Genomic DNA, 22,792 nt, shown 5'->3' with positions numbered 1-22,792 from the left:
TTATTTTAAAAAAGACTCCTAATATCATTCGAAATTGCAATTGCCATCAGCAAGAACAAAATGAAAGCACCAAAGGTAGCCTCATATTTTTGATATTTCAAACTTAAATCTCTACGTATAACTGCTTCTATAATATAACGAAATAAATGCCCACCATCCAGTAGCGGAATTGGTAGCAAGTTAATCGCAGCTAAATTAGCTGAAATAATTGCCATGAGATACACAACCATAATAAATCCTTTTTTGGCTGATTGCCCTGAATATTTTGCAATTTTTATTGGTCCACCTATTTCACTTGCACTTCTCTTACCAACGATAATTTGAAAGATAGCTTTGATCGTTAAGCACATAGTGTGGTAAGTTTCACTTACTGATAAGCTCACAGCCCCAAGAAAAGATGACTGCTTTAATGTATTGACTGAAATAATCCCTATAGTTTCTCTTTCTATTATGTTGCCAAAAACATCTCTACTCTCAATTGTCAATGGAGTCAGGCTAGTTCTACGCTCCTCATTATTTCTGCTATATTTAATTTCCATTCTCGTCTTGGGGTGCGACATTATCACACGTGAAATATCTTCAAAGTATTTTATTTTATGTTCATTGATTTGTGTAATAGTGTCACCTGGTAATAGGCCAGCTTGTTTGGCTGCACTTCCTTCAATTACATCCCTAATCACCGGTGGAGTGCGGTAATAACCTGCCGTGCTAAAAAATATTGTAAAAGCTATAACAGCAAGTATCATATTTGCAAAAGGTCCTGCAAAAACCACTGCTGCTTTTTTATACCGCGGTTTTGTATGAAATGAATACAACTTTTCTTCTTCAGTTAATTCTTTTTGATCAGCTGGGACACTCGCTGCATTAGTATCCCCTAACATTTTAACATAACCACCCAATGGAACAGCGCTTAGTTTCCATCTAGTTCCAGACTTATCGTTAAAACCAAAAATTTCAGGACCAAAACCTATAGAAAAAGATTCAACTTTAACTTTGCATGCTTTGGCAACAACATAATGCCCATATTCATGCACAAACACTATAACAGAAATGATTAAGGCAAATGACAAAAAACAATATATTCCATCGCTAAATTGATGAATAAGATTAGAAATTAATTCCACCTGTATATTTAGATCTTAAACAAATGTTAAGTATATTAAAACGCGCCTCGCTTGACAAGTATTTAGTTTAACTTTTAAATTAAAAAAAAGTTTAATTGTAATGACAGATACCTCACTACTCAGAAGAAAATTGATGTATAGAAGCTGGCATAGGGGTTGCAAAGAAACCGATATACTTTTAGGGCATTTCGCATTGAAATATCTTGATAAATTTTCCTTGAGCGAACTAATCGAATACGAAAAAATAGTTGATCTTGATGATTACGAATTATATTGTTACATAACTCGTAAGACAAACCTCCCTCCTGGCTTAAATAGTCAGATAGTCAATTTAATTGCTTGCTTTATTGAAGCTAATCCTTTATGCACTCAAGATTAGTGATAATCTTATTTACCTTATCTAGTACCTCAATATATTCTATTCTTTTCTCGTTTCTATACTTTTCGCGCTCTTGATTTGCTTCATCCAACCGCTTTGTTAATTCTAAAATTTTATCCTCAAGAATTAGCGCTGCAAGTAAGAAATTTAATGCATCCGAACCCTTACCTCCAGTTTTTTGAGATACAGAACCAACTAGCTTGTCAAAACTATTAGCAAGACGTAATAAATGGCTCTTTTTCCCACTTTCGCAAGATATTTTGTATGTGTTATTACGTATAACTATTTCTACTACTTGCATATGGTGCTAAAAATTTCTATCGTACAGTATAAACTCAAACCCCTACTTTCATCTTATTTATGGTATAAATTTTTATTCATTTATCAAATCAGATAATTTTTTACTGCTACGAAAATATGTTTTAAAGTATTGATTCTTTGTAAACTTCTGTAACATTAAATGGCTTGTTTCTTTCAAGTTATAACTTCTAACTGAAAAAGAACCAAACCCCCTAATTTCAACTCTATTATGATGCTTCAATGTGCTTGAAAGTATCCCAAAAAATCTATCAACTATAGCTGCTATAACAATCTTATCTAAAAAAGGATGTCTTTTTGCTACCCTCGCTATTATATCAGACTTTGTTGCCATTTATATGAAGCCAAAATAAGTAAACCTTATCACTTAGCAGATAATACTATGTTATATTCTTCAACACCCAATACTTCAACTTCTATTTTTTCTGATATAGAGAACTTTTTATTTTCCGGTAAATGCTCTTGATCTATTAGAAGGGTTACATCGTTCTCAACTTCAACGACCAGTCCATTATCTTCTCTCTTACCTACAATAACCTGTATTTTATCGCCTACCTTAACTTTCTTTATCAGTTCTTCAAGAGGATCATACTCTATTTGTTTTATTCCAAGATAAATTCTTGCCCGATTCACGTTAGCCCTTATTACTTTTGCTTCTATTTTATCACCTACATTATACTTCTTTATCTCATCTGAGCTATTTTTAGACCAACTTAAATCTTTCACATATATTGTCCCTTCTACGTTCTCATCTATTTCAGAATCATTGAAAGCAACAGATACATATGAGCCGGTATTATTCTTCACTTCACCAGAAACAATAGAACCAGGAGGATATTTCTTGATAAATACTTGCCAAGGGTTGTCTACACACCTTTTCATGCTTAAACTCATCCTACTCTTAGCAATGTCAATACTGAGAATTTTTACATATACTTCTTGTCCCCTTGTTACAAGACTACTAACTGGTAAATTACTCTTAACCCAAGTTATTTCTGACGAGTGCACTAAACCTTCAATTCCAGGTCTAAGCTCAACAAACAATCCATAATCTTCTATGCTTGTTACATAACCCTTATGCACACTATCAACTGGATATTTTGACTCTGCATCTTGCCAAGGGCTATCTTCTAGCTGCTTCACACCCAAGGAAATTTTAGCATTTTCCTTATCTATTTTTATAATTTTAACTTTTATAGTCTGGCCACAAGCAAAAACTGCAGATGGATGACTCACTCTACTCCAAGAGATATCTGTAATATGTAGCAATCCATCTATAACTCCCACTACATCTGATTCATGAATACCGACAAATACACCGTAATGAGTGATGCTTTTTATTTTTCCTTCTATTATATCGCCTTCATTTAAAGATTCTAAAAATTTAATTTTTTCACCAGCGTGCAATTTTTCTAACACCAGCTTTCTTGATACTACAATATTACCTTGCTTCTTATCCATTTTAAGCACGATGAACTTTTGTTCAGTTTCAATAAGGTGCTTCGCGTCTTTTACTTGCTTCAAATCCACATGACTCAGCGGTAAAAAAGCGCTTATTCCGTCACCAAGATCAACAATAAAACCACATTTAATTGAGCGTTTAATAACTCCGCTTACTTCAGCTCTTGTAACTGTATCTTCTTCCAACTTATTCCATTTCTCGTCTCTAATTGCTTTTTCACGGCTAAGAACAACATTACCATGATAATCTTCAATTCTTTCCACATAAACTCTAATTTTCGAGCCAATAATGATCTCATCATTACAACCGAGTTCCTTGATCAGAATTCTCCCGTCAGACTTTAAACCAATATCAACCACAACGTCGTTAGGGTTTATTCTTGTAATTACACCTTCTACCACATCTCCTTCTTTAATTTTGTTAACAAAAGAATCTTCAAACAAGGCATTATCTTGATCCTCAAATTGGCCTTGACATATCTCTTCTATAAACTTGTTTGATGATAGCTTTCTGATAGTAACCGGTAGATTTACAACTGGATCATTATTATTCATGCAATGTGACCTTTAATTTAAACTTTATTAGAACTAATATATTATATAATATTAATAATTATTGACAAGTAATTTTTCGTTAATTCATTTCGAGAATTGTTTAAGCTATATAAAATATAGTGAGAAAATTATATATGTATCAAGAATATGCTATTTAAGAATAGCAAGTGGATTAGATCGTTCTCCAGAAGGTCCAGGTTAAAACCGGATGTTGATGAAATATTGGAAAAATATTCTATTCAAAACAGCAAGGAATCTATAGAGAAGATTGTAAATTCACGAAAAAGAATATGGGTAGAAATAGGCTTTGGCAACGGTGAAAATATGCTTTACCAGGTGCTCAATGAACCTGATCTATTATTTATAGGATGTGAGCCCTACTTAAAGGGGGTTTCTCGCTTGCTAACAAACATAGAAATACAAAACATAAAAAACATTTTAATATGGACAGAAGATGCAAGAGAATTGATTGCAAATTTTCCTGACAACAGTGTTGAAAGATTCTTTATTCTCTTTCCAGATCCATGGCCAAAAAGAAGTCACAATAAAAGACGATTAATTAATACGGAATTTTTAAATTTATTAGCAAAAAAAATACTTATAACAGGGGAAATATTCATTGCAACCGATCATCAGGACTATGCAGAGTGGATAGCATCACATATAAAGCAGTGTAACTCTTTAATCTATAGGGAAGACGATTTCACAAGTTATACTCTTACAAAATACCACAAAAGAGCGCTCAAAGATCAGCGTAAAGTAAGGTTCTTTAAAGTAAGTGTTATTAATAATTTGCAGACTATGGATCAATAGAGTTTTTGCATATCTCTTTTACGTTAACTATAGATTAAAAATAATAAAAAAAGAGGGAGAAATAGAGTAAATTCCTTTAACTACTTCTCCTTATGAAGGAATAGACTTCTTGCATAACCCAAACTAATACCAATTCTCATTGTTGACCAGTCAAATAGGAGACATTGGTATGACTACTTGGATCCAGCCTTTCCATCCAAGACGGCAGTGCCCTGACTACTTGAATCCAGAAAAAAGAATGGTGTCATGAAAGTAGCTGACACTGGCTTCCATCCAAGAGGGTGTCATCCAAGTAGCCCTTTGTTGTCATCCGAGTAGCCCCTTTCTCGTCATGCCGCCGCGAACCGTCATACCGTCACGGTATCTCTTAGCATAGATCCCGCTAACACGTAGCGGGATGACGAGCTTATCGTCATGCCGCCACGAACCGTCATACCGCGATTCATTCGCGGTATCTCGGCATAGATTCCGCTAACACGTAGCGGTATGACGGTTGTCGTTTAACTATAAATATTAAGAAATTTACCAAACAAAAAAAAGGCAAAAGAAGCCCTAGTCATTGTCTACTTTCAGTATTGGCGTTTTTTAAGTCTTAAACACTGCAATTTAGCTGCTTTTAAATGCAACTCACCTTTGTTTAAATGTTTAAGAAATTTACTAAGCAGAAAAAAAGGCAAAAGAAACCCCGTGTTAGCTAGTTGTCACTCTCTAATCCTGCAAATTGGCGTACTATACTGTCTTAAACGACTTATAAGCGCGTTTCAGCTTATATAGGTAAAAACCCAGAAATGTTGTGAAGACATAAGGTGCACATAGTGCAAAAAATTAAAAATAAGACACCAACTACGTTGTTTTCTTGCTGTTTAATCTGCACAGATGAAGATAACTGAATACCTTCACTATCATAATAAGGGGGCTGGCGAAGGGTGTCAAGTAAGTTTTTTCGTTTCTATTCCCAATAAAAGTTCGTTATATGGTTATGCAAGAAGTCTAATAGCAGATTTTTAAGTTTCTCTTTAACTCTTTAACCAGCAGGCTCCCATGAGGAGAGGAGAGTAAAGATCTTTTTTCATAGATATCTTAACACTTTTTTCTTCTTTTGTAGTTGGCGGACGAGTAAGAAAGTGAACCTTTGGTGCACCACTAATTATTTCCATTGGTGTTTGCTCTGCCCCTTCTCCCATAACTAAAACAGCAGATGTTGCCAGTGCATCAAGAAGATTGACTTGTGTTACTTGCAGTGATTGATTATAAAGATCTGGCTTGCCTATATAGGAATAAAGTGGTTCAAATCCACACCAACCAAGAGCAACGCCCGTAATCCCACGACGCATAGGTGTTACATTACTATCTGTAATCAAAATACCAAGATGTTTTATGCAGTGTTTTGTCTTGAGATAATTCCATATTGACAGAGCTGTTTTCTGAACATCTTTTGGATATAGAATATATACCTCATTACCATTTGATTCATCAATACCAGCGGATGGAATTAAGATATTATCTTTAATCGTTAAACAGATACTGTGAGCCACATCAACAACTGCATCAGCTTCCCTTTTGATTAGCTCTTCTTTAGAACAAGCAGTTTTGCAAACCACTTGTTTTTGACAAATGGAAATGATTTTTGATGTGATAGCAAGAACAACTTCCTCTTTTAACAAATTTGAAACATAGCGATCAAGAACTGCTTCTAATAACTCGCCGCATTCAATACGATGGGTGTAAATTGCTTCAACATGCATATTAACGTGTTAGCCTGCATATAGTATAATCTTTTGTTTGAGCAAGAGCGGTTTTATACCATCCATCAAGAAGTGTTAAGTTGAAATATACATCACCTTTATAAAGTCTGTGAATTTCTGTTATGATAAACTCTGAGATTAGATCATACTCCAAAAAAAGGTGCGCTATTTGTGCTCCACCAATCATAAAGACTTTAGAACTACTTTGGATTGACAAAAACTCTTGCATAGAAGAAATAATAGTGCACTTTATACCTCTATTAAAACAAGAACTTAACTTGTTACGAGAAAAAACAACAGGGATACGATCCTTCAATATGTTTTGGGGTACTATTTCAAATGTTTTTCTTCCCATAACAATAACTTGTTTGTCAGTCACCTGACGAAAATGATCTAACTCACTTGGATAATGCCAGGGCAATCCATTATTTATTCCAATTACCCCCTTGGGATCAACAGCCATAATTCCGATAACTATCATCCCTGTAAAGCAGCTTGAGCTGCAAAAAATCGCATGTGATCACGCACATTATGCACTCGAAGGAAATCAACCTTGTTGTGCAATGCAGATGATAAAGCAATTGTTTCTAAATCTCGGTTAAAGACAGGTTCTGTAGAAAAAGAAGAAATAAATGACTTTCTAGAATGGCCAACCAGAACTTTGCAGCCAAAATTTTGTAACGTTTCTATACTGCGTAAAATCTGGATATTCTGGTACATAGATTTGCCAAAACCAATACCAGGATCAATAATGATCGAGCTTTGATCAAAACCTAGAGCTAGTAATCTATTAATGTTCCTTTCTGCCCAATTATTTATGTTATCAATTGGATCAATGTCACTTGGGATAATGTTGTCTCTATGTGGTGGTATGGAAAGTGAGTGCATAATAACGATGCCACATCCACTGCTAGCAATTGCTTTTAAGGTATTATCATCTAGATCTCCCTTCTGATCGTTTACCCAGGCAATGTTGTAGTGCTCCAAAACGTTCAAAATAACATCTGGCCAGAAACTATCAATGCTGACTTTAATATCGCCAGCTTTCATATAATCGCTAAGATTATCAAGTACTGGCTTTAGACGTGCATACTCTTCCTCTGGGATCTGCATTAAAGATCCAGGTCTTGTTGATTGAGCACCAAGTTCAACTATGCTTGCACCATCTGATAACAGCCGCAGTGCCTGCTTGGTTGCTTGATCTGAATCATAATAAAGACCACCATCTGAAAATGAATCAGGAGTAATATTGACAATACCTACAAGCTCTGGTGAAAGCGTAAAACTCCTTAAAAAGCAATCCTTAATGTTAGGGTTAACAGTACCAAACGTTTTGTTAACTACTGCCATGGGGCTCAGCATTGCCATCAAGTGAAGCAAAAATGGTCTGTTTATCAATTCTGGGTGAGGAATTCTAAGGTAGGGTGTATCGAGCGTTAGATCATCCCATAACAAAATATCCAAATCAATAACGCGAGGTGCCCACTTTTCATAGACCTGCGAACGGCCAATGTCACACTCAATTTGTTTTAGACCTTTTAATAGCTCTTCGGGAGAAGAAGAACAACTTCCATAGACAATCATGTTGAGAAATGGCTTATCCCACTCAGGTGGAGCACCGTTTGGTAAAATGGCCTTAGTTTCTAGAATGATCGAAGACTTTAAATCTTTAAAATAGCGTTCCTTTAGTAACTGAGCAGCCCTTTGTAAATGGGAAAAGCGATTTCCTATATTTGAGCCAATAGAAATATAGATCATTAGTTATCTTCCTGTTCTTGTAATGTATTACAATAAGTAAAGAGAACACCTCCATGCACACCGGGAACGGGTGGTGCAACTTTGTGAGTAGTCACTCTTATGGAAGAAATAATATGTTTTTTTTGCACCAAAAGATTATTAATGGCTCTGTATATATCATGGGTTAAGTGCTCGATTAAATTGAATTGCTTGCTTTGAACGAGAGATTGAATACTCTGAACTACCTCCAAGTAGCATATAGTATCCTCAAGCCGGTCAGTTGTAAGTCCTAAAGGGGGGGATTTAAAGGTAAAATCAATATTAACACTAACTAATTGAGAATGAAACTTCTCTTCTGCACTACATCCTAAATGAACCCAAAGCCGCAGGTCAGATATAAGAAGATTACATTGCATTTTAATATCACTGAGTTTAATCTACTTACAATTAATGACACACACTAGCGTTCATCATCCCGTCAAGAAAACCCCACAAGAGTTTTGCTCCTTTTTTAGCGCCTTGCATGGCTTTCTCTTGCTCTTCTTCGCTTAAGTCTACAATAAGATTTGCACATTCCTCAGAATGCCATTCATCAGCATGCATATGAACCGTAAAAAATTGAAGAGAACGCTCATCACTTATTGAATAGTGTTTTTTTAAACCTTCAATTTTAGACTTAGAAACCTCTGGAGTTTGACGTTCATAAGCATAAAGTGCACCCAAACCGGAAGCAAAGTCTGATCGTACAATATCAAAGTAACCATCAACTAACTCCTGTGTCTCTTTAATCTGTGCATCCTTATGGAGATCAGACCGTGTTACACCAAGCCCTTCAGCAAAACGTTTCCATAACTCTGGGTGATTTTCATCACCTTGTTCTTCTTCTATCAAATTACCAAGCAAAACCTGTCGCATTTTTAGATCTGGGCACAAAAAATGTATACCACTGATATAACGAGGAAACGCAGCAACGTGGTGATAATATTCTTTAGCATAGGTTTGTAAAGCTTGCAAGCTTAAGCTTCCTGTATTCCATGATTGGTAGAATGGATGATTTAGTAAGTGCAACTCATCTAACTTATTATTCAAAGATTTAGTAAATTCCATTATTTCCTCTATTATATCAACATATAATTCATATACTATAGTTTTCTCATTGTTACGATCATGCTAAGATCAACACAATGGTGGGATTGGTAGGACTCGAACCTACGACCAATTCGTTATGAGCGAACTGCTCTAACCGACTGAGCTACAATCCCTTTTATCAATATTTATAATACACACAAAAGCAAATTTGTCTATTAGCTTATTTCACTATCAACCCAACTTAGCAAATCATTTGTTGCACCAATTTTGCGTGCAATTTCCTTACCATCTTGAAATATGATTAAAGTGGGTATAGATTGCACTCCATACTTACTTGGCACTTCAGTCCCTTCATCTATGTCGAACTTGCAGATCTTAATCTTGCCTTTTCTGTCTTTAGCCAACTGTTCAATACGCGGCATTAGACTTTTACATGGCCCACACCATTCTGCCCAAAAGTCTATCAGAACAAACCCTTTATAGTCAGTGACTTCAGATTTGAAATTTTGATCATTTACTGATATAATGTCATCACTCATAAAATACCTAAACTTAGAACGATTGCTTGTAAAATATAGCGCATCAATCAACAGTTAATCAACTAAATTCTTCTGAAAAATTGCCCTAAAGTGTCTTGCACAAACAAAAAACTTCTCACAAATGGTTATATCTGATGATTAAAGATATCCACGTTTTCCCAACCCATTAAGTCTAACTCAATGCGAGTAGGAAGAAATTCAAAGCACTTTTGGGCCAATTCTTTTCTATTTTCACGTTCCAACATTAAATCTAGCTTTTCCTTTATCTTATGGAGATACAAAACATCAGATGCAGCATAATTTTTTTGTTTGTCTGTCAAATTTTCATTTCCCCAATCAGAAGATTGCTGCTGCTTATTTAATTTGGTATCAAGTAGTTCTAAGCACAATTCTTTTAAGCTATGATTATCTGTGTAAGTGCGAACTAAACGTGAAGCTATTTTTGTGCAATAGCACGGAAGTGCCCAAATTTCCAAGTAATAACGTATTATGCTTACATCAAATCGCGCGAAGTGAAATATTTTAGTTATATTTTTATCCTCTAATATTTTTCTCAAATTTGGCGCTGTGTAATCGTTCTTGAGTTGAACTAAGTGAACGTTGCCATCATTAAAAGAGAGCTGCACAAGGCATAATCTATCTCTGCTATGAAGTAGCCCCATTGCCTCGGTATCAACAGCTATAGAACTTATATCATCTGGTATTGAACTAGCTGGCAAGTCGTCTTTATATAAAAATATTCCCATAAAATTAATACATTTTTTGGCACAATTGAAAACCTATGATAATCAAAAATGAGCCTTAAGTATACGAAAAGATCATAGAAGGAACCACGCAAATTTATGGGCTCTCACATTTTTCGTGTACACGGGGTTTACAAATCGCTGTATATGCCTATAATTAAGTAAATTTAGGTTAATTTAATTGCGGGAGTAGCTCAGTTGGTAGAGCGCAACCTTGCCAAGGTTGAGGTCGAGGGTTCGAACCCCTTCTCCCGCTCTTTACTTTCAAAATCATTTCGTCAAAAATCCCTTGACATATTTCGCCAGCGCCCTTATTATGACAATAATGGTATTTATGACTCAAAACTTGTTTTTGACCTGCAGGCTCAATGACAAAATTCAGTAAAAAACTTAGGGTATTTATTGGCGGATTACATAAAATTATAGCGGCTGCATGTCTTTTTTATTTTTTCTACATTCAGCCAAATCGCGCTTATTTTAAGCGTTAGCACATTATTACAGCGCCACTTACAGTAATATAGAGTCAAAACTCGCTACTCGGGGCTTCTTTTGCCTTTTTTTTCATTTGATAAATTTCTTAATGTTTATAGCTCAAAGAGAGGTGTCATTCCAGCACTTGATGCTGGAATCCAGGAATTTTATCAAGTATAAAAGTTATGTTAAAATGCACCATTTATGGAAAACTAGATCCCAGTGTCTGGGCACTGGAATGACATCATAGGGGCCGCTGGGATGACATCATAGGGGCGCTGGGATGACACCCTTTCCTAGATGGAGATAAATTACAATGTTTGTACAGTTATGGGATTGCGCAGTGGATGCAGTTTAACATAAAAAGCTTTGCTTTTTGAAATTTTGGGTTATACTTAGCTTAAGATATTCCAGTAGGAGGTTTATTGTGAATAGAAAGAAAGCTTTAAAAATATTAGGCTTTAGTCCAAGTGATAATCCAAGTGAATACGAAATTAGAAAAGCATATAGAAAATTAGCTCTTGAATATCATCCTGATAAACATTCAAGTGCAAGTGAGGATGTGCAAAAATACAACGAGGAGAAATTTAAAGAATTAGGTGCTGCATATGACCTTCTCACTGGAAAAGATACGGAAGAAGTTACAAAACTGACTGATGAAAATTTAGATGAAATTAATTCTCCTGAAGATTTAAAGTTTTATCTATATGAGGCTATCTCAGAGGGAAATACAGCATTTCTGAAAAAACTTTTTTCCAAGTTCAAGAGCAGTAAAGATGGAAAATTTGGTGATTATATTAATGATAATATATATGCCTATCCAGCACTGATACTTGCTATAAAAGAAGGAGGGAACATTGAAATTATAAAGCTATTCTTGGAAAATGGTGCTAATTGTGACACGCAGGACAAACAAGGTTGTACTGCGTTACACAAGGCCTGTAATAAATGTTATAATGAAATCATAGAATTACTCCTGGAGCGTGGTGCTGACCCTAATAAAAGAGATCAAGAAGGTAAATCACCACTTCATTATGCTATTTATAGTTGTTGTGGCATTGCTCGTCATAAAGCTGTGGAATTACTTTTGGGTAAAGGCGCTCATCTTAATATGCAAGATAATCAAGGTAAGGCATCACTGCACTATTTGTGCAGTGGACATTTTTTCGGCGGTAGCGTTGAAATTGCGAAATTACTTCTAAAAAAAGGGGCTGATCCAGGTTTGAAGGATAAAGATGGCAAAAAACCAGTGGACTGTGTTGCTGGTGCTAGCAGTGATGCTGGAGAAATGTTTGGTGCTATTAATTATGAGAAAGCATTCTGGATTGGGTGTGCTACGCTATTAACTACAGCAGGTAGTATTGCCTTGATTTCTGGGGTTGCAGACGCGTACATAGGTAAAGTTTGGTGTTCTACTCTTGCAGTAGGTATGGCTGCTGTTGCATTATGTAGTGCGTGCTGTGCAATAAAAATTATGTTCTTTTCAAGACCCTCAACTGAGTTTACTGAAGCTAGGGCAGAGTTTCTTAATAGTCAATCACCAAATCCAGCAGGTGCAGCTTAATAATTATAGCTAAAGTAATCTAGGTTTACCGTCATTCCGCTACTTGTTAGCGGAATCTATGCTGGGATACCGCGAATGAATCGCGGTATGACGGTTAAGTAATTCGTCATCCCGCTACGTGTTAGCGGCTAAGAGATACCACGGCGGTATGACGTAGAATTGCTGTCATCCCGCTGCTTGTTAGCGGATGAGATACCGTGACAGTATGACGGTTCGCGGCGGTATGACGTAGGATTGCTGTCATTCCGCTACGTGTTAGCGGGATCTAGAGATACCGTGACGGTATGACGTAGGGGTTGCCGAGAACTTGTCATTCCAGTGCTTGACACTGGCATCCAGTTTTCTTTATAATTTCCTTTGTGAAAGAACAAAAGTGCTTATTTGTAACCATAGCTGGCTTACCAAATGCTGGGAAGTCTACATTAATTAACAGCATCATAGGCAAGAAAATTGCAATTGTTACACCCAAAGTGCAAACAACAAGGACGCAAATAAGGGGTATTGCAACATGCAACAACACACAAATTGTCTTTACTGACTCCCCAGGAATTTTCTCAGCAGAAACAAAACTTGAAAAAGCTTTAGTCAAATCTGCATGGTCAGCAATCAAGGGTGATGACATCACTTTGTTACTTGTTGATGTAAGCAATTATTTGAAAAATATAGAAAGAATTAAGACTATATTTACGCGGCTGCAGCGCACAAAAGGCAGATGCATTTTGGTTATCAATAAAACTGATTTGGTAAAAAGGCCAGAACTCAAGATGGCGCATGAGCATCTGAATTTGCTTTATAAATTTGAAAAAGTTTTTACGATATCAGCATTAAAGAATGATGGACTTTCTGATTTGATGAATTACTTGTCTGAAGTTGCACCGGTGAGCCCTTGGTTTTATGAAGAAGATCAAATAACCGATTCCTCGACAAATTTTTTATCAGCAGAAATTACGAGAGAAAAATTATTCTTGAACTTGCGTGAAGAATTGCCATACTCTACAGCTGTTATAACTGAACAATTTGAGGAAAAAAAAGATAAGAGTTTAGTCATCAAACAGATCATATTCGTGTTGAAAGATAGTCATAAAAAAATAGTGCTAGGGAAAGATGGCAGTAATATTAAAAAAATTAATATCGAAGCACGTGCTGAACTAGAAAAATTATTTGAGTGCAAGGTTCACCTCTTTTTGTTCGTAAAAGTGCGACCTTGGATCGACCGTCCTGAGGAGTATATAGGCAATGCTTAATTCTTTGTTAGTATTTGATATTGAAACTATACCAGATGTAAATTCCTGCAAAAATTTACTCAATATTAGTGATGATAGTAGTGTAGAAGAGAAAAGGGATGCATTAACAAAATACCACCTGGAAATAACAAACGGGCAAAACTCTTTTCTGCGTCAGCCCTTCCACCAAATTGTAGTTATCAGTTTTTTACTTTGCAATATAAGCCACCAGAGCGGTTATGAGGTGTTCACACTGCAAGAAATAAGATCTGGAGGCACACTAAATTCCAGTGAAAAGGAGCTAGTGAAAGGATTTTTTAACTACATATCAGAGAAAAAGCCAAGATTAGTTTCGTTCAACGGACGCACTTTTGATATACCAGTACTGAAGTATCGTGCTATGGTCCATGGCATTCAAGCAGAATACTTTCATAAAGCTGGTGATAAGTGGAATAGTTACAATCAGAGATATAGTAGTGATTGGCATTGTGACTTACTTGAAACCCTCTCTGATTTTGGAGCCTCTGCAAGAGTAAAAATGAACGAAGTTTGTGCAGCATTTAACCTTCCTGGCAAGATTGGAGTTGATGGGTCACAAGTTATGGGCTTATATGATAGCGGCAAGATACAAGAGATTCGAGATTATTGTGAAACAGATGTGATTAACACTTATTTGATTTACTTGAGGTTCATGCATCATCAGGGAAGGATTACTACTGAAAGCTACAACAAAAGCGTGGAAGAGCTGCTTTTAGAGTGCGAAAAAAAAGAACATCTAAAAAAATTTAAAGAGGAATGGTTGTGGTGGAAATTTTTATATTGAATTTAAATGAATAGATGTTATGGAGCAATCTAATAATTGCTCCATAGTAATAGTTATAAACTCCTTGCAGTAGACAAGTAATTCTCATATGCTATCTTGCTTTGCACAACTTCTGCTTGTTCAATCTGAGAAGAATTTTTATTTTTTACTTCTTCGAAAAAATTTGACCCACCAAAAATATAATTTACTGCATTGGCAGCGTAATATTGAGCATTACCTAAAACTGCAGAGTTAATTCGATTTAATATCCTAACAGGATAGTAAAAGAGAGATACGTTATTATTTGATCGAAAATCACTTTCATCCATCCTATAAACGGCCTCATGATAACCATCTATTCCATGCAAATAACTTACTAGACTAGAATATCTTTCTGGTGTCGATACTCTTAATTGTGCACCTACATGAGCATAACCAAACGAACCAGGGCACAATGCTGGCACTGGATCTCGCTGATGGTGAGTGACCCTTATGGTTTTTTCCTGAAGAGCGTCATTATAAATTTCACTGGCAGTCAGGTCAAAAACCCTTGGATCAGCAAAAGTTGCAACATGAACATCTTCAGCGCCTTCTGTTTTGTTGAGGCATAAAGCAGCTATCTTAGCAATAGCTCCTCCCATACTGTGACCTGTGAGATTGATTTTAAAATCTTTGATTTCTGATCCTTGTTTTTCAGCATGAGATTTCAAAATGCCATAAAGATTAGGCCATGAATCTGTAAATGAATTATAAAAACCACGATGAATTCTTCCACCGTCAGGTAAAAGTTCTGAAGTAGTAAAAGATGCATTTAGATCAGTGATTGCATCATTTAAGCCACGAGTACCGTGGTAAGCTATTGTTATTTCTTCACCTTTTATGAAAACATACCCAGCATCTTCTTCGAAACTATTACCAAATGGAATGATTTTATAACCTTCGCTAAAAAGTTCAGCTCTAGTTTTATACATTTTTTTAAATTCAAAAATAATATTCTCAGAAGGATTAGTTTCTTTGTGCATTCTCCCATCTGCTTCAATAGCTATAAAATCTTCCTCACTTACATTTTTACAAGTTAATATATGATGTTTTTTTTCATCTAACTTATCGTCACTATCACCATAGCTTATTTTACAGAAATTACTCATTTCCAATAATTTCTCTTTATCAAACCCTGCAATTTCTGCGATACTTTCATCTATCTGGTAAGCAGAAGGTAAAGAATGTGGTTCATTTGGGTCAGCAGGATTTATAAATTCATAATCTTCAATGATCTCAAACTCATCATCCACCTTATATTTGCCGTTATCTGCTAAGATGGAGCTTGATTGTTCAACATCACCTAATTGTAAATCTATACTACTTGCACTAGTACCTGTGGTGCTAAACCAATTGCGTAAAAAACTAAAATCCATAACTACCTCAATCTACTATCAGCTAAACAATTTATTTAACTATAATGTGGATTGATATTATTGTCAATAGTATTTTCTATAATCTTTCTATTGCTAGAATAAAAAAATTTTACTTCCATAGAATAAATAGTAGAGTTATAATGCACTAGCAAGCAAAAAATATTAACCTTTGTGCTAAATTTTGGTTAATATAAACGTTAGGCATATTAAAAAAGTTGTTTTTAAGGTGTTGCACTTTACTTTTGTTTTCGCTATAAGATTGCTTTAAGTTGAATTTTCAACATTTTTATATATTTACATTTAAGACAATGATTTCGAAATTTTTTGGGGGCACTTCATGAAAAAATCTATTTATACTAGAACTGCTCTAGTTTCTTTATTAACTTTATGTTCTTTCAGCAGTTTTGCAGCTGACTTTCCTGATGAGAGTATGAAGGAAATAAAAAAGCAAGAGAGCACAAAAACTTCTGGAAAAACAGAAGTTATGAAAACATCAAATAAAAAACTGAAAGAAAAGATGGACAGAATATGTAATGCTGATCCAAGAAAAAAAGCTGAAGAGCTTAAGAAAAAAGAGGAGCTAAGATTAGCAGCCGAGCAGAAGAAAAAAGAGGAGATCAGGCTAGCAAATGAGAAAAAAGCAAAGCTTATAGAGGATTCAAAAGCGAAAGCTCTAAATGCTAAGAATTCTAATATAGAAAAAGGTAAAGTTTCAAAAACTAAGGCTTCTAAAACTAAGAATGCTAAAATTAAAGCTAAAGATGTAAAGAAGGATGTAAAAGTTGTTAACAAAAATACAGAGGAAAAAGGTAAGGCAAGTCCTGTTGTTTCAGTTGGTGGAGTTGATATTATCGACACCAACCAAGGAAAAGATGGCTTAAGAATAACTTTTGGTGGTGTTGTTGATGCTCAAAGCTATGGCAAAGCAGGGCCAAGTGGTGAAGAGTATAAACGTTACAACGTTATGCCAAACAGATCTATAGAGTATTATACTGCCCCTCAGGATAAGATACAAGGAGCAAATCCCGTATTCCCTAGTGGAATAGGAAATATTGGTGATTACAGCAACGATATGGGTATGACTGCTGATGCGATATTACACCTCAGAGCAGAAAATAAAAATGAAGATTTAGGTCTTCTTTATGGTGCTGACGTGCAATTTCACGTCCCAGTTACAGAAGGCAAAGGGGCTTCACAGGGTGTTTACGCTGCAAGGAGCAGGAGTGCACATGTATTTTTAAATTCAAAACATGGTGATCTAAAGCTTGGTTATCAATTTGGTCCTGAGGCTCTGATGAGACTTGATGCAACAAGAATTGCAACTGTTGACGGAGCTGCAGATAGTGACTGGTTCAGAAAAGTGAACTTAGAAGGAAGCGCTGCGAGCTTTCCATTTTATGTAACACCACGTCTTTACACTGAAAGTTTTTCGAGTGAAAGTGAAAAATTCTCTTTCCGCATGGCAGGGAAATACAACAAAGATGTTATGACTACACTGCCATTTAGAGTTGCTTACTACTCACCAAATTATATGGGCGCAAGATTTGGTATCAGCTACTCACCTCGTTATGATAGTAGCTTGTTTACTGTAAAAGAAACAGTTCCTTTCAAGGATAGTACAGATAATGATAAAATAAAACATAAGGAAGAGATAAAACATGTCGGTCCAGACTATGAGCACATAATAAGTGCTGGTGCATCATATGAATATGACTTTGATAAATATAAGGTGAAAGTTAAAACTTCTGCAGTTGGTGAGTATGGTCAAGCGAAAAAACCAAGTAAAGATAAGCATCTTTATAAGGAATTTGTAGAGTACAATGACCTTATGGGTGTTAATTTGGGTGTAAGCGCTGATTATAAGATTAATGAGGATCAAGGCATAAAATTTGCTGCCTCTTTTGCATATCTGGGCAAATCTGGTCAACCAAAAGGTATTGAAATACTGACAAAAGATGCTAATAATAAAATTGAAAAATATGAACTGCTTCCTGATGCTAACAAAAGAATGGAAGGGCTGAAAGCTCAATTTGGTGAAGATAGTATGGACACCATGTATTGGACTGTAGGAGCTGGCTATCAATATGAGAATATCTACACAAGTTTGACGTACTTTGGTAGCAGAATGAATGATGGAGATATGCTTCACGATGGCGCACTTGGCGTTCAATATGATCTATCTCCTGCATGCAGTAAGAGCAAATTTGTTCCTTACGCAGCTCTCCATTATTTTATGACTAACGAGAAACAAAACGCAAATCATAAGATTACAAAAGCAGGTAGTACCACAGAAGAGGCACCTTCTAACCAAGGAATTCTCCTTCTTACTGGTGTGAAGTTTTCTTTCTAACCAGCTAGTACACACCACAATTTAATGTGGTGTGTATCTTATTTGTTAGTGTTTATTTGTCAATCAAATAAACATATAGTGTCCTCTCTCCTGTCATCCCAGTGCGTGACACTGGGATCTAAGTTATATACAAAATTATTACGTTTACATACTTGCAAGCAAGAATAATCGAACTTTATATACAGGTATAACATCAAATCTGATTAAACGAATCTGGGAACATAAGAGTAAAGTTATTTCTGGCTTTACATCAAAATACAATGTACATAAATTAGTTCATTTTGAAGAATTTCAAGATATAAATTCAGCTCTTAATAGAGAAAGACTGTTAAAAAGTTGGAAAAGAAAATGGAAGACTGATTTGATCGAAAAAGAAAATCCAAATTGGGTAGATTTATATGATAACATAGTCAGGTAAAATTAGATCCCAGTGTCACGCACTGGGATGACACCCTATGGTTACTGGAATGACACCCTATGGTTACTGGGATGACACTCTATAGCTACTCAGATGACGGGAAAAGAACACACTGGCTTATCTACTAGCCGTATAGCTACTTTCAAATTCAATCAATTAAACAGGAGGCCCCTATGCAAACCACACTAAAAAATCATTTAGCTGGAGAATTACTTACCACTGCTACGTGCTGGAAATTAACGCTTGCAGGTGGAGAAGTAATGGGATTCACTGACTATGATGAAGATTTAAATATTAATAATATACTCTATAAATCTTCAAGTGGATTTACAGCCAGTAGTATAATATTAAACAGCGATTTAAAAACTGATAATCTAGAAATTGAAGGGATATTAAATAGTGGTGATATTAAAGAAGAAGATGTTTTATCAGGAAAGTACGACTTTGCAAATATTGAAATATTTCGTGTGAATTATAAAGACTTGACCCAGGGAACAATGAATCTACATTCAGGAACTTTTGGTAAAGTGACATTAAGTAGTGGAAGATTTATTGTTGAAATTAGAGGGCTCTCAGCAAAGCTTGAGAGAAGCATAGCAGAATTATACTCTCCTGCATGCAGAGCACAATTTTGCGATGATAAATGCAAAGCCGATACTAAAAAATTTAGTAAAATAAGTACAATCACTAAAGTAATAGACGAAAGAAGATTTGAAGACACGAATTTAGCTGAGAGTGATGAATATTATAAGCACGGAGTAGTAAAATTCTTTGGCTCAACAGCATTTGAAGGTGTAGTAAAAGAATATAAAAATAAAGTAGTTACGTTGTTTACTTCGCCTCCATACCAAATTTCTGCTGGGGATAAATATTCAATACTCGCAGGTTGCGATAAAACATTTCCAACTTGCAGAAGCAAGTTTAACAATACTGTAAATTTTCGTGGTGAACCCTATATACCAGGTTTTTATATTGTTTAGCAGCACAATTTTCAATATTATGAATATGCATGGAAAGGTGGCTGAGTGGTCTAAAGCACACGCTTGGAAAGCGTGCACATATGAAAATATGTCGGGGGTTCGAATCCCCCCTTTTCCGCATATTACTTCTAGAATGGTATAAAACCCTCGGTCGCGCGCGCAACTCTATTCCTATAGTGAGTAGCTCCCTCTTATATCATTTATATCATATTTTTAACTTACCCAATAACATAAATTACTTTAGCTATGCTATAGCTAAAGTGACTTAGGTTTACCTACAATTTGAAAAACAACAAATTCGTCATTCCGCTACTAGTTAGCGGCTGAGATACCGCGAATGAATCGCGGTATGACGTAGGGAAACCTTTCTTGGGCTAGCTATATCAATAGCATTGCTTTAAAAAGAGTGCCCATATTTTCAGTCAACCTTAAGAATTCACTAAAGATCCTATTCCTTTGTTCATCACTTGCGCTTTTCATTAAAGCCTGGGTTCTTTCTTTTATGCCAAAAAGATATAAAAATTCTCTTTGAGTTAAAATCTCGCAATCTACGTGTTTTAATGAATCTTTTAATGCTTGAAAGTTCACAAGTGCAGTAATATCACTATTACCAACATTCTCAAGAAAATTAGCATACTTATGTTGTTTTATCGATTGCAAAGTGCTCTTATACGCGGGGTATACATAACCGTAATCTATAATCAAAGCAGCTCCTTTATTATTATGTATCTTCTTCTCAAGTTTTTTTAATATTTCAACCCCAGTTGAACATATTTCCACCACTGCACCATCGAAACTCCCTGTCATGCAAGTAGCTGACACTGGAATCCATGATTCTTTTTTTCTGGATTCCAGTGTCACGCACTGGCATGACACCAAGAGACTGCCATCATCTTGTTTTGTCACCCTATTTTCATACCACCCCTCATCACGATATACAAACTGATCTATCGGAAGAGCGTCAAAGAACTCATTTGCTAAAAAAATGGTTGGTTGTTCTGGTAGGTTGTCAATATCTTTGTGCCAATTAACACCTAAGCCTTTTAATTTTTCCTTTTGTATCTTCCGTAAAGTAGGGCTTATTTCAACTAAGTGGATCAACATTGAATTAAAAAAGCTGCTGTATTTTTTAGTGACTCTTATTATATCGTGAATGAGTGTTCCTTTGCCTGGCCCAAGTTCAACTAGAGAAAATTTTGATGGCTTTCCTAATTTTTCCCATGTATGCATTATCCAAACTGCAATTACTTCACCAAATAATTGGCTGATCTCAGGTGCAGTAGTAAAATCACCATCCTTACCAAGTGGTAATCTACTCGTATAATAGCCGTATTTTTCATGGTACAAAACGGCATTCATGAAATCACTGATGGATATTGATCCTTGACTTTTGTCAATTAATTCGTGTATATAAGTGAGCATGTTATTAATAAATGTTTAACTATAGCGTGCCATAATATAAAATAGTAGAGTATTTATATATATAGTATAAACTTAAGTTTGTGAGTAATAGTGCTTCAGTTATGGACGACAAAAACACCGATTATGTTGCCCTTATACCTCAAGATGATAGTATTGAATACAAATTTGAAGAAGCTGTCAATTTTATAGAAAACAAGGTTATAAATGCTGATGGACTAACTTTAGCGGAAGTGTTTCAAGTGCTAGTTCAAATGCTAGATGGTGATCTAGAATTGGTAAAAAAAGTACTAGCATATGCTAATATTATGGCAAAGCATGGAATGAAGGTAGCAAAAGAGTCGCAATTAAGCAGAGCTGATGTTCGCCGAGCTTTGGAAGGTAAAGAAAGTGTTGTCAATAGACAAGATTTTATAAAGAAACCACCTCTTCCACCTGCTATAAAATCGACCAAAAAGAAAAGTAGAGGTCTTTAGATGGCTGAATCTATAAAAAAATTTACTGTACAATGTGACTTCAAAGGACAAAGTTCACCTTTTGCAATATATATAGGAAATCCAAAAAGTGATGCTCATCCAATTCATCATCAAGATTCCTGGCTTGTAAAAGAACGTGGAGGGAATATCCCTAATAAAGTAAAAGAAAGTCTACAAAAATTATATAAACTATCTCAAGAAAATGGAGTCTCTTTCTCAGAGTTATGTGCGTATGCCATTACTGTGGTTAGTAATAATGATAAAAAAAGTGACGACAAGCAGTGAGATAGTTTAATCCCTCAATATTTCATTTATAGAGGTTTTCGATCTCGTCTTTTCATCCACTTTTTTTACTATAACTGCACAATAGGTTGAAATGTTATTTTTAGATGGAATAGACCCTGGTACCACTACAGAATAAGGTGGCACTTCGCCATAAAATACCTCGCTAGTTTCTCTATCAATAATCTTTGTTGATGCTCCAATAAACACACCCATGCCAAGGACTGATCCTTCTCTCACTACCACACCCTCGGCTACCTCGCTACGTGCTCCAATAAAGCAATTATCTTCTATAATGACAGGTGAAGCTTGAATAGGCTCAAGGACTCCACCTATTCCCACTCCACCGGAAATATGGCAGTTTTTTCCTATTTGCGCACAGCTACCAATCGTTGACCAGGTATCTATCATTGTTCCTGAATCAACATATGCACCAACGTTGATAAAACTTGGCATTAGAACAACATTTGTACCTATATAAGCAGATCGGCGGACAAAACACCCAGGAACTGCTCTAATTTTTAACTGGCGAAATTTCTCCTCATTCCATTCACTAAATTTGTTACCGATCTTGTCAAACCAGCAATTGGTATTGTCTATTATTTTGTTTTCTTCAGTGAGAAAATGTAATAATATTGCCTGCTTTATCCACTTATGTACTACCCATTCTCCACTTGATAGCTTTTCTGCTACTCTAATTTTGCCACTATCAAGGAGCTCAATTACCTCTTTAATTGCTATTCTTGCTGTTTCCTTTAGGTTACAGTCATTAAATTTTTCTCTATTTTTCCAAATATTTTCTATCTCACTTTGTGTTTTTTTTAGTTGCAAACCTTCCATTTGTTATATATATTAATATTAAATTTATAGCTCTGTATCATTTGAGCTT

Annotated in this window: 25 protein-coding genes, 3 tRNA genes and 1 pseudogene; 14 read left to right on the top strand and 15 right to left on the bottom strand. The window is 35.5% G+C overall.

What is annotated here, in order from left to right; translation table 11 throughout:
• Nucleotides 1–5: 5 nt before the first annotated feature.
• The gene (gene rseP / locus ABWU23_RS05110) at nt 6–1,124 is read right to left on the bottom strand and encodes an RIP metalloprotease RseP (RefSeq protein WP_253309598.1); all 1,119 of its coding nucleotides are present in this window, start codon (nt 1,122–1,124) and stop codon (nt 6–8) included.
• 100 nt (nt 1,125–1,224) lie between these two features.
• Between rseP and ABWU23_RS05105 the strand changes: the two genes are divergently transcribed.
• Nucleotides 1,225–1,503, top strand: coding sequence for a succinate dehydrogenase assembly factor 2 (locus ABWU23_RS05105; protein WP_182158663.1), 279 nt, complete (start codon nt 1,225–1,227; stop codon nt 1,501–1,503).
• Here ABWU23_RS05105 and ABWU23_RS05100 read toward each other — a convergent pair.
• The 3 genes from ABWU23_RS05100 to ABWU23_RS05090 all read right to left on the bottom strand — a co-directional run bounded on the left by ABWU23_RS05100 (nt 1,478) and on the right by ABWU23_RS05090 (nt 3,837).
• Nucleotides 1,478–1,804: a cell division protein ZapA gene (locus ABWU23_RS05100; protein ID WP_182183710.1), complete on the bottom strand. Its 327-nt coding sequence runs from the start codon at nt 1,802–1,804 to the stop codon at nt 1,478–1,480. The two genes, ABWU23_RS05105 and ABWU23_RS05100, sit on opposite strands and share 26 nt — an antisense overlap.
• A 72-nt stretch (nt 1,805–1,876) precedes the next feature.
• Nucleotides 1,877–2,155 carry an HU family DNA-binding protein gene (locus ABWU23_RS05095; RefSeq protein ID WP_010963035.1) on the bottom strand — a complete coding sequence of 93 codons (279 nt, stop codon included), beginning with the start codon at nt 2,153–2,155 and terminating at the stop codon, nt 1,877–1,879.
• 29 nt (nt 2,156–2,184) lie between these two features.
• Nucleotides 2,185–3,837 (bottom strand): 30S ribosomal protein S1, encoded by a 1,653-nt coding sequence (locus ABWU23_RS05090; RefSeq protein WP_264687904.1) that lies wholly within the window; start codon nt 3,835–3,837, stop codon nt 2,185–2,187.
• A 147-nt stretch (nt 3,838–3,984) separates the two neighbouring features.
• On the opposite strand from ABWU23_RS05090, the gene trmB reads away from it, so the two are divergent.
• Both trmB and ABWU23_RS05080 read left to right on the top strand, forming a co-directional pair.
• A complete protein-coding gene (gene trmB, locus ABWU23_RS05085; RefSeq protein WP_253309594.1) occupies nt 3,985–4,650 on the top strand; it encodes a tRNA (guanosine(46)-N7)-methyltransferase TrmB in 666 nt (221 codons plus the stop codon).
• Nucleotides 4,651–5,526: 876 nt separating this feature from the next.
• On the top strand, nt 5,527–5,658 hold the full coding sequence (locus ABWU23_RS05080) for a hypothetical protein (protein ID WP_353270890.1): 132 nt from the start codon (nt 5,527–5,529) through the stop codon (nt 5,656–5,658).
• An 8-nt stretch (nt 5,659–5,666) separates the two neighbouring features.
• On the opposite strand, the gene ABWU23_RS05075 is transcribed toward ABWU23_RS05080, so the two are convergent.
• The 8 genes from ABWU23_RS05075 to ABWU23_RS05040 all read right to left on the bottom strand — a co-directional run bounded on the left by ABWU23_RS05075 (nt 5,667) and on the right by ABWU23_RS05040 (nt 10,506).
• Complete coding sequence (locus ABWU23_RS05075) at nt 5,667–6,395, bottom strand: putative folate metabolism gamma-glutamate ligase (RefSeq protein WP_353270889.1); 729 nt, start codon at nt 6,393–6,395, stop codon at nt 5,667–5,669.
• A 1-nt stretch (nt 6,396) separates the two neighbouring features.
• On the bottom strand, nt 6,397–6,876 hold the full coding sequence (locus ABWU23_RS05070; protein WP_264687902.1) for a dihydrofolate reductase: 480 nt from the start codon (nt 6,874–6,876) through the stop codon (nt 6,397–6,399).
• On the bottom strand, nt 6,873–8,153 hold the full coding sequence (gene folP / locus ABWU23_RS05065; RefSeq protein ID WP_253309582.1) for a dihydropteroate synthase: 1,281 nt from the start codon (nt 8,151–8,153) through the stop codon (nt 6,873–6,875). Before folP ends, ABWU23_RS05070 begins: the two co-directional genes overlap by 4 nt.
• Complete coding sequence (locus ABWU23_RS05060) at nt 8,153–8,548, bottom strand: dihydroneopterin aldolase (RefSeq protein WP_253309583.1); 396 nt, start codon at nt 8,546–8,548, stop codon at nt 8,153–8,155. The genes folP and ABWU23_RS05060 overlap by 1 nt, the downstream gene beginning before the upstream one ends.
• 31 nt (nt 8,549–8,579) lie before the next feature.
• Nucleotides 8,580–9,239 carry a CADD family putative folate metabolism protein gene (locus tag ABWU23_RS05055; RefSeq protein ID WP_341814325.1) on the bottom strand — a complete coding sequence of 220 codons (660 nt, stop codon included), beginning with the start codon at nt 9,237–9,239 and terminating at the stop codon, nt 8,580–8,582.
• Nucleotides 9,240–9,317: 78 nt separating this feature from the next.
• A tRNA-Ile gene (locus ABWU23_RS05050) sits at nt 9,318–9,394 on the bottom strand.
• 42 nt (nt 9,395–9,436) lie between these two features.
• On the bottom strand, nt 9,437–9,760 hold the full coding sequence (gene trxA, locus ABWU23_RS05045; protein WP_253309585.1) for a thioredoxin: 324 nt from the start codon (nt 9,758–9,760) through the stop codon (nt 9,437–9,439).
• 125 nt (nt 9,761–9,885) lie between these two features.
• A complete protein-coding gene (locus tag ABWU23_RS05040; protein ID WP_264687899.1) occupies nt 9,886–10,506 on the bottom strand; it encodes a ribonuclease D in 621 nt (206 codons plus the stop codon).
• 180 nt (nt 10,507–10,686) lie between these two features.
• On the opposite strand from ABWU23_RS05040, the gene ABWU23_RS05035 reads away from it, so the two are divergent.
• The 5 genes and pseudogenes from ABWU23_RS05035 (at nt 10,687) to ABWU23_RS05015 (ending at nt 14,594) form a co-directional block, all read left to right on the top strand.
• Nucleotides 10,687–10,759 (top strand) — tRNA-Gly (locus ABWU23_RS05035).
• 324 nt (nt 10,760–11,083) lie between these two features.
• Nucleotides 11,084–11,224, top strand: a complete 141-nt coding sequence (locus tag ABWU23_RS05030; RefSeq protein ID WP_264736007.1) for a hypothetical protein — start codon at nt 11,084–11,086, stop codon at nt 11,222–11,224.
• Between the two features lie 177 nt (nt 11,225–11,401).
• Nucleotides 11,402–12,538, top strand: coding sequence for an ankyrin repeat domain-containing protein (locus ABWU23_RS05025; RefSeq protein WP_353270888.1), 1,137 nt, complete (start codon nt 11,402–11,404; stop codon nt 12,536–12,538).
• A gap of 359 nt (nt 12,539–12,897) precedes the next feature.
• On the top strand, nt 12,898–13,782 hold the full coding sequence (gene era / locus ABWU23_RS05020; RefSeq protein WP_253309588.1) for a GTPase Era: 885 nt from the start codon (nt 12,898–12,900) through the stop codon (nt 13,780–13,782).
• Nucleotides 13,775–14,594: pseudogene (locus ABWU23_RS05015) on the top strand (3'-5' exonuclease). The gene era and the pseudogene ABWU23_RS05015 overlap by 8 nt, the downstream one beginning before the upstream one ends.
• A gap of 43 nt (nt 14,595–14,637) precedes the next feature.
• On the opposite strand, the gene ABWU23_RS05010 reads toward ABWU23_RS05015, so the two are convergent.
• Nucleotides 14,638–15,978 carry a lipase family protein gene (locus tag ABWU23_RS05010; protein ID WP_353270887.1) on the bottom strand — a complete coding sequence of 447 codons (1,341 nt, stop codon included), beginning with the start codon at nt 15,976–15,978 and terminating at the stop codon, nt 14,638–14,640.
• A gap of 337 nt (nt 15,979–16,315) precedes the next feature.
• Between ABWU23_RS05010 and ABWU23_RS05005 the strand changes: the two genes are divergently transcribed.
• The 4 genes from ABWU23_RS05005 to ABWU23_RS04990 all read left to right on the top strand — a co-directional run bounded on the left by ABWU23_RS05005 (nt 16,316) and on the right by ABWU23_RS04990 (nt 19,844).
• A complete protein-coding gene (locus ABWU23_RS05005) occupies nt 16,316–18,328 on the top strand; it encodes a porin (RefSeq protein WP_353270886.1) in 2,013 nt (670 codons plus the stop codon).
• Nucleotides 18,329–18,455: 127 nt separating this feature from the next.
• On the top strand, nt 18,456–18,746 hold the full coding sequence (locus ABWU23_RS05000) for a GIY-YIG nuclease family protein (RefSeq protein ID WP_253309591.1): 291 nt from the start codon (nt 18,456–18,458) through the stop codon (nt 18,744–18,746).
• A 173-nt stretch (nt 18,747–18,919) separates the two neighbouring features.
• Nucleotides 18,920–19,726 carry a DUF2163 domain-containing protein gene (locus ABWU23_RS04995; protein ID WP_353270885.1) on the top strand — a complete coding sequence of 269 codons (807 nt, stop codon included), beginning with the start codon at nt 18,920–18,922 and terminating at the stop codon, nt 19,724–19,726.
• A 31-nt stretch (nt 19,727–19,757) separates the two neighbouring features.
• Nucleotides 19,758–19,844, top strand: a tRNA-Ser gene (locus ABWU23_RS04990).
• Between the two features lie 260 nt (nt 19,845–20,104).
• Here ABWU23_RS04990 and ABWU23_RS04985 read toward each other — a convergent pair.
• Nucleotides 20,105–21,148, bottom strand: coding sequence for a class I SAM-dependent methyltransferase (locus ABWU23_RS04985; RefSeq protein WP_253309925.1), 1,044 nt, complete (start codon nt 21,146–21,148; stop codon nt 20,105–20,107).
• A gap of 101 nt (nt 21,149–21,249) precedes the next feature.
• Here ABWU23_RS04985 and ABWU23_RS04980 point away from each other — a divergent pair, with 101 nt between their 5' ends.
• Nucleotides 21,250–21,621 (top strand): hypothetical protein, encoded by a 372-nt coding sequence (locus tag ABWU23_RS04980; RefSeq protein WP_353273101.1) that lies wholly within the window; start codon nt 21,250–21,252, stop codon nt 21,619–21,621.
• Nucleotides 21,622–21,906, top strand: coding sequence for a DUF2610 domain-containing protein (locus ABWU23_RS04975; protein WP_007549418.1), 285 nt, complete (start codon nt 21,622–21,624; stop codon nt 21,904–21,906).
• A gap of 6 nt (nt 21,907–21,912) precedes the next feature.
• Here the strand turns inward: ABWU23_RS04975 and dapD are convergent, their stop codons facing one another.
• Entirely contained in the window at nt 21,913–22,743 is an 831-nt protein-coding gene (dapD, locus tag ABWU23_RS04970; RefSeq protein WP_253309923.1) for a 2,3,4,5-tetrahydropyridine-2,6-dicarboxylate N-succinyltransferase, read from the bottom strand.
• Between the last annotated feature and the right edge of the window lie 49 nt (nt 22,744–22,792).

The organism is Wolbachia endosymbiont (group A) of Hedychridium roseum (genome assembly GCF_964028325.1).
Classification (GTDB): domain Bacteria; phylum Pseudomonadota; class Alphaproteobacteria; order Rickettsiales; family Anaplasmataceae; genus Wolbachia.
Note: the sequence above shows the minus strand (reverse complement) of the source record. Positions and strands in the feature narration are given on the sequence as shown.

What these genes read in the sequence shown, in the direction of transcription:
- ABWU23_RS05105 (WP_182158663.1), top strand. Translation starts at nt 1,225, where the DNA reads ATGACAGATACCTCACTACTCAGAAGAAAATTGATGTATAGAAGCTGG.
- ABWU23_RS05100 (WP_182183710.1), bottom strand. Translation starts at nt 1,804, where the DNA reads ATGCAAGTAGTAGAAATAGTTATACGTAATAACACATACAAAATATCT.
- ABWU23_RS05095 (WP_010963035.1), bottom strand. Translation starts at nt 2,155, where the DNA reads ATGGCAACAAAGTCTGATATAATAGCGAGGGTAGCAAAAAGACATCCT.
- ABWU23_RS05090 (WP_264687904.1), bottom strand. Translation starts at nt 3,837, where the DNA reads ATGAATAATAATGATCCAGTTGTAAATCTACCGGTTACTATCAGAAAG.
- trmB (WP_253309594.1), top strand. Translation starts at nt 3,985, where the DNA reads ATGCTATTTAAGAATAGCAAGTGGATTAGATCGTTCTCCAGAAGGTCC.
- ABWU23_RS05080 (WP_353270890.1), top strand. Translation starts at nt 5,527, where the DNA reads ATGAAGATAACTGAATACCTTCACTATCATAATAAGGGGGCTGGCGAA.
- ABWU23_RS05075 (WP_353270889.1), bottom strand. Translation starts at nt 6,395, where the DNA reads ATGCATGTTGAAGCAATTTACACCCATCGTATTGAATGCGGCGAGTTA.
- ABWU23_RS05070 (WP_264687902.1), bottom strand. Translation starts at nt 6,876, where the DNA reads ATGATAGTTATCGGAATTATGGCTGTTGATCCCAAGGGGGTAATTGGA.
- folP (WP_253309582.1), bottom strand. Translation starts at nt 8,153, where the DNA reads ATGATCTATATTTCTATTGGCTCAAATATAGGAAATCGCTTTTCCCAT.
- ABWU23_RS05060 (WP_253309583.1), bottom strand. Translation starts at nt 8,548, where the DNA reads ATGCAATGTAATCTTCTTATATCTGACCTGCGGCTTTGGGTTCATTTA.
- ABWU23_RS05055 (WP_341814325.1), bottom strand. Translation starts at nt 9,239, where the DNA reads ATGGAATTTACTAAATCTTTGAATAATAAGTTAGATGAGTTGCACTTA.
- trxA (WP_253309585.1), bottom strand. Translation starts at nt 9,760, where the DNA reads ATGAGTGATGACATTATATCAGTAAATGATCAAAATTTCAAATCTGAA.
- ABWU23_RS05040 (WP_264687899.1), bottom strand. Translation starts at nt 10,506, where the DNA reads ATGGGAATATTTTTATATAAAGACGACTTGCCAGCTAGTTCAATACCA.
- ABWU23_RS05030 (WP_264736007.1), top strand. Translation starts at nt 11,084, where the DNA reads ATGTTTATAGCTCAAAGAGAGGTGTCATTCCAGCACTTGATGCTGGAA.
- ABWU23_RS05010 (WP_353270887.1), bottom strand. Translation starts at nt 15,978, where the DNA reads ATGGATTTTAGTTTTTTACGCAATTGGTTTAGCACCACAGGTACTAGT.
- ABWU23_RS05005 (WP_353270886.1), top strand. Translation starts at nt 16,316, where the DNA reads ATGAAAAAATCTATTTATACTAGAACTGCTCTAGTTTCTTTATTAACT.
- ABWU23_RS04995 (WP_353270885.1), top strand. Translation starts at nt 18,920, where the DNA reads ATGCAAACCACACTAAAAAATCATTTAGCTGGAGAATTACTTACCACT.
- ABWU23_RS04985 (WP_253309925.1), bottom strand. Translation starts at nt 21,148, where the DNA reads ATGCTCACTTATATACACGAATTAATTGACAAAAGTCAAGGATCAATA.
- ABWU23_RS04980 (WP_353273101.1), top strand. Translation starts at nt 21,250, where the DNA reads ATGGACGACAAAAACACCGATTATGTTGCCCTTATACCTCAAGATGAT.
- ABWU23_RS04975 (WP_007549418.1), top strand. Translation starts at nt 21,622, where the DNA reads ATGGCTGAATCTATAAAAAAATTTACTGTACAATGTGACTTCAAAGGA.
- dapD (WP_253309923.1), bottom strand. Translation starts at nt 22,743, where the DNA reads ATGGAAGGTTTGCAACTAAAAAAAACACAAAGTGAGATAGAAAATATT.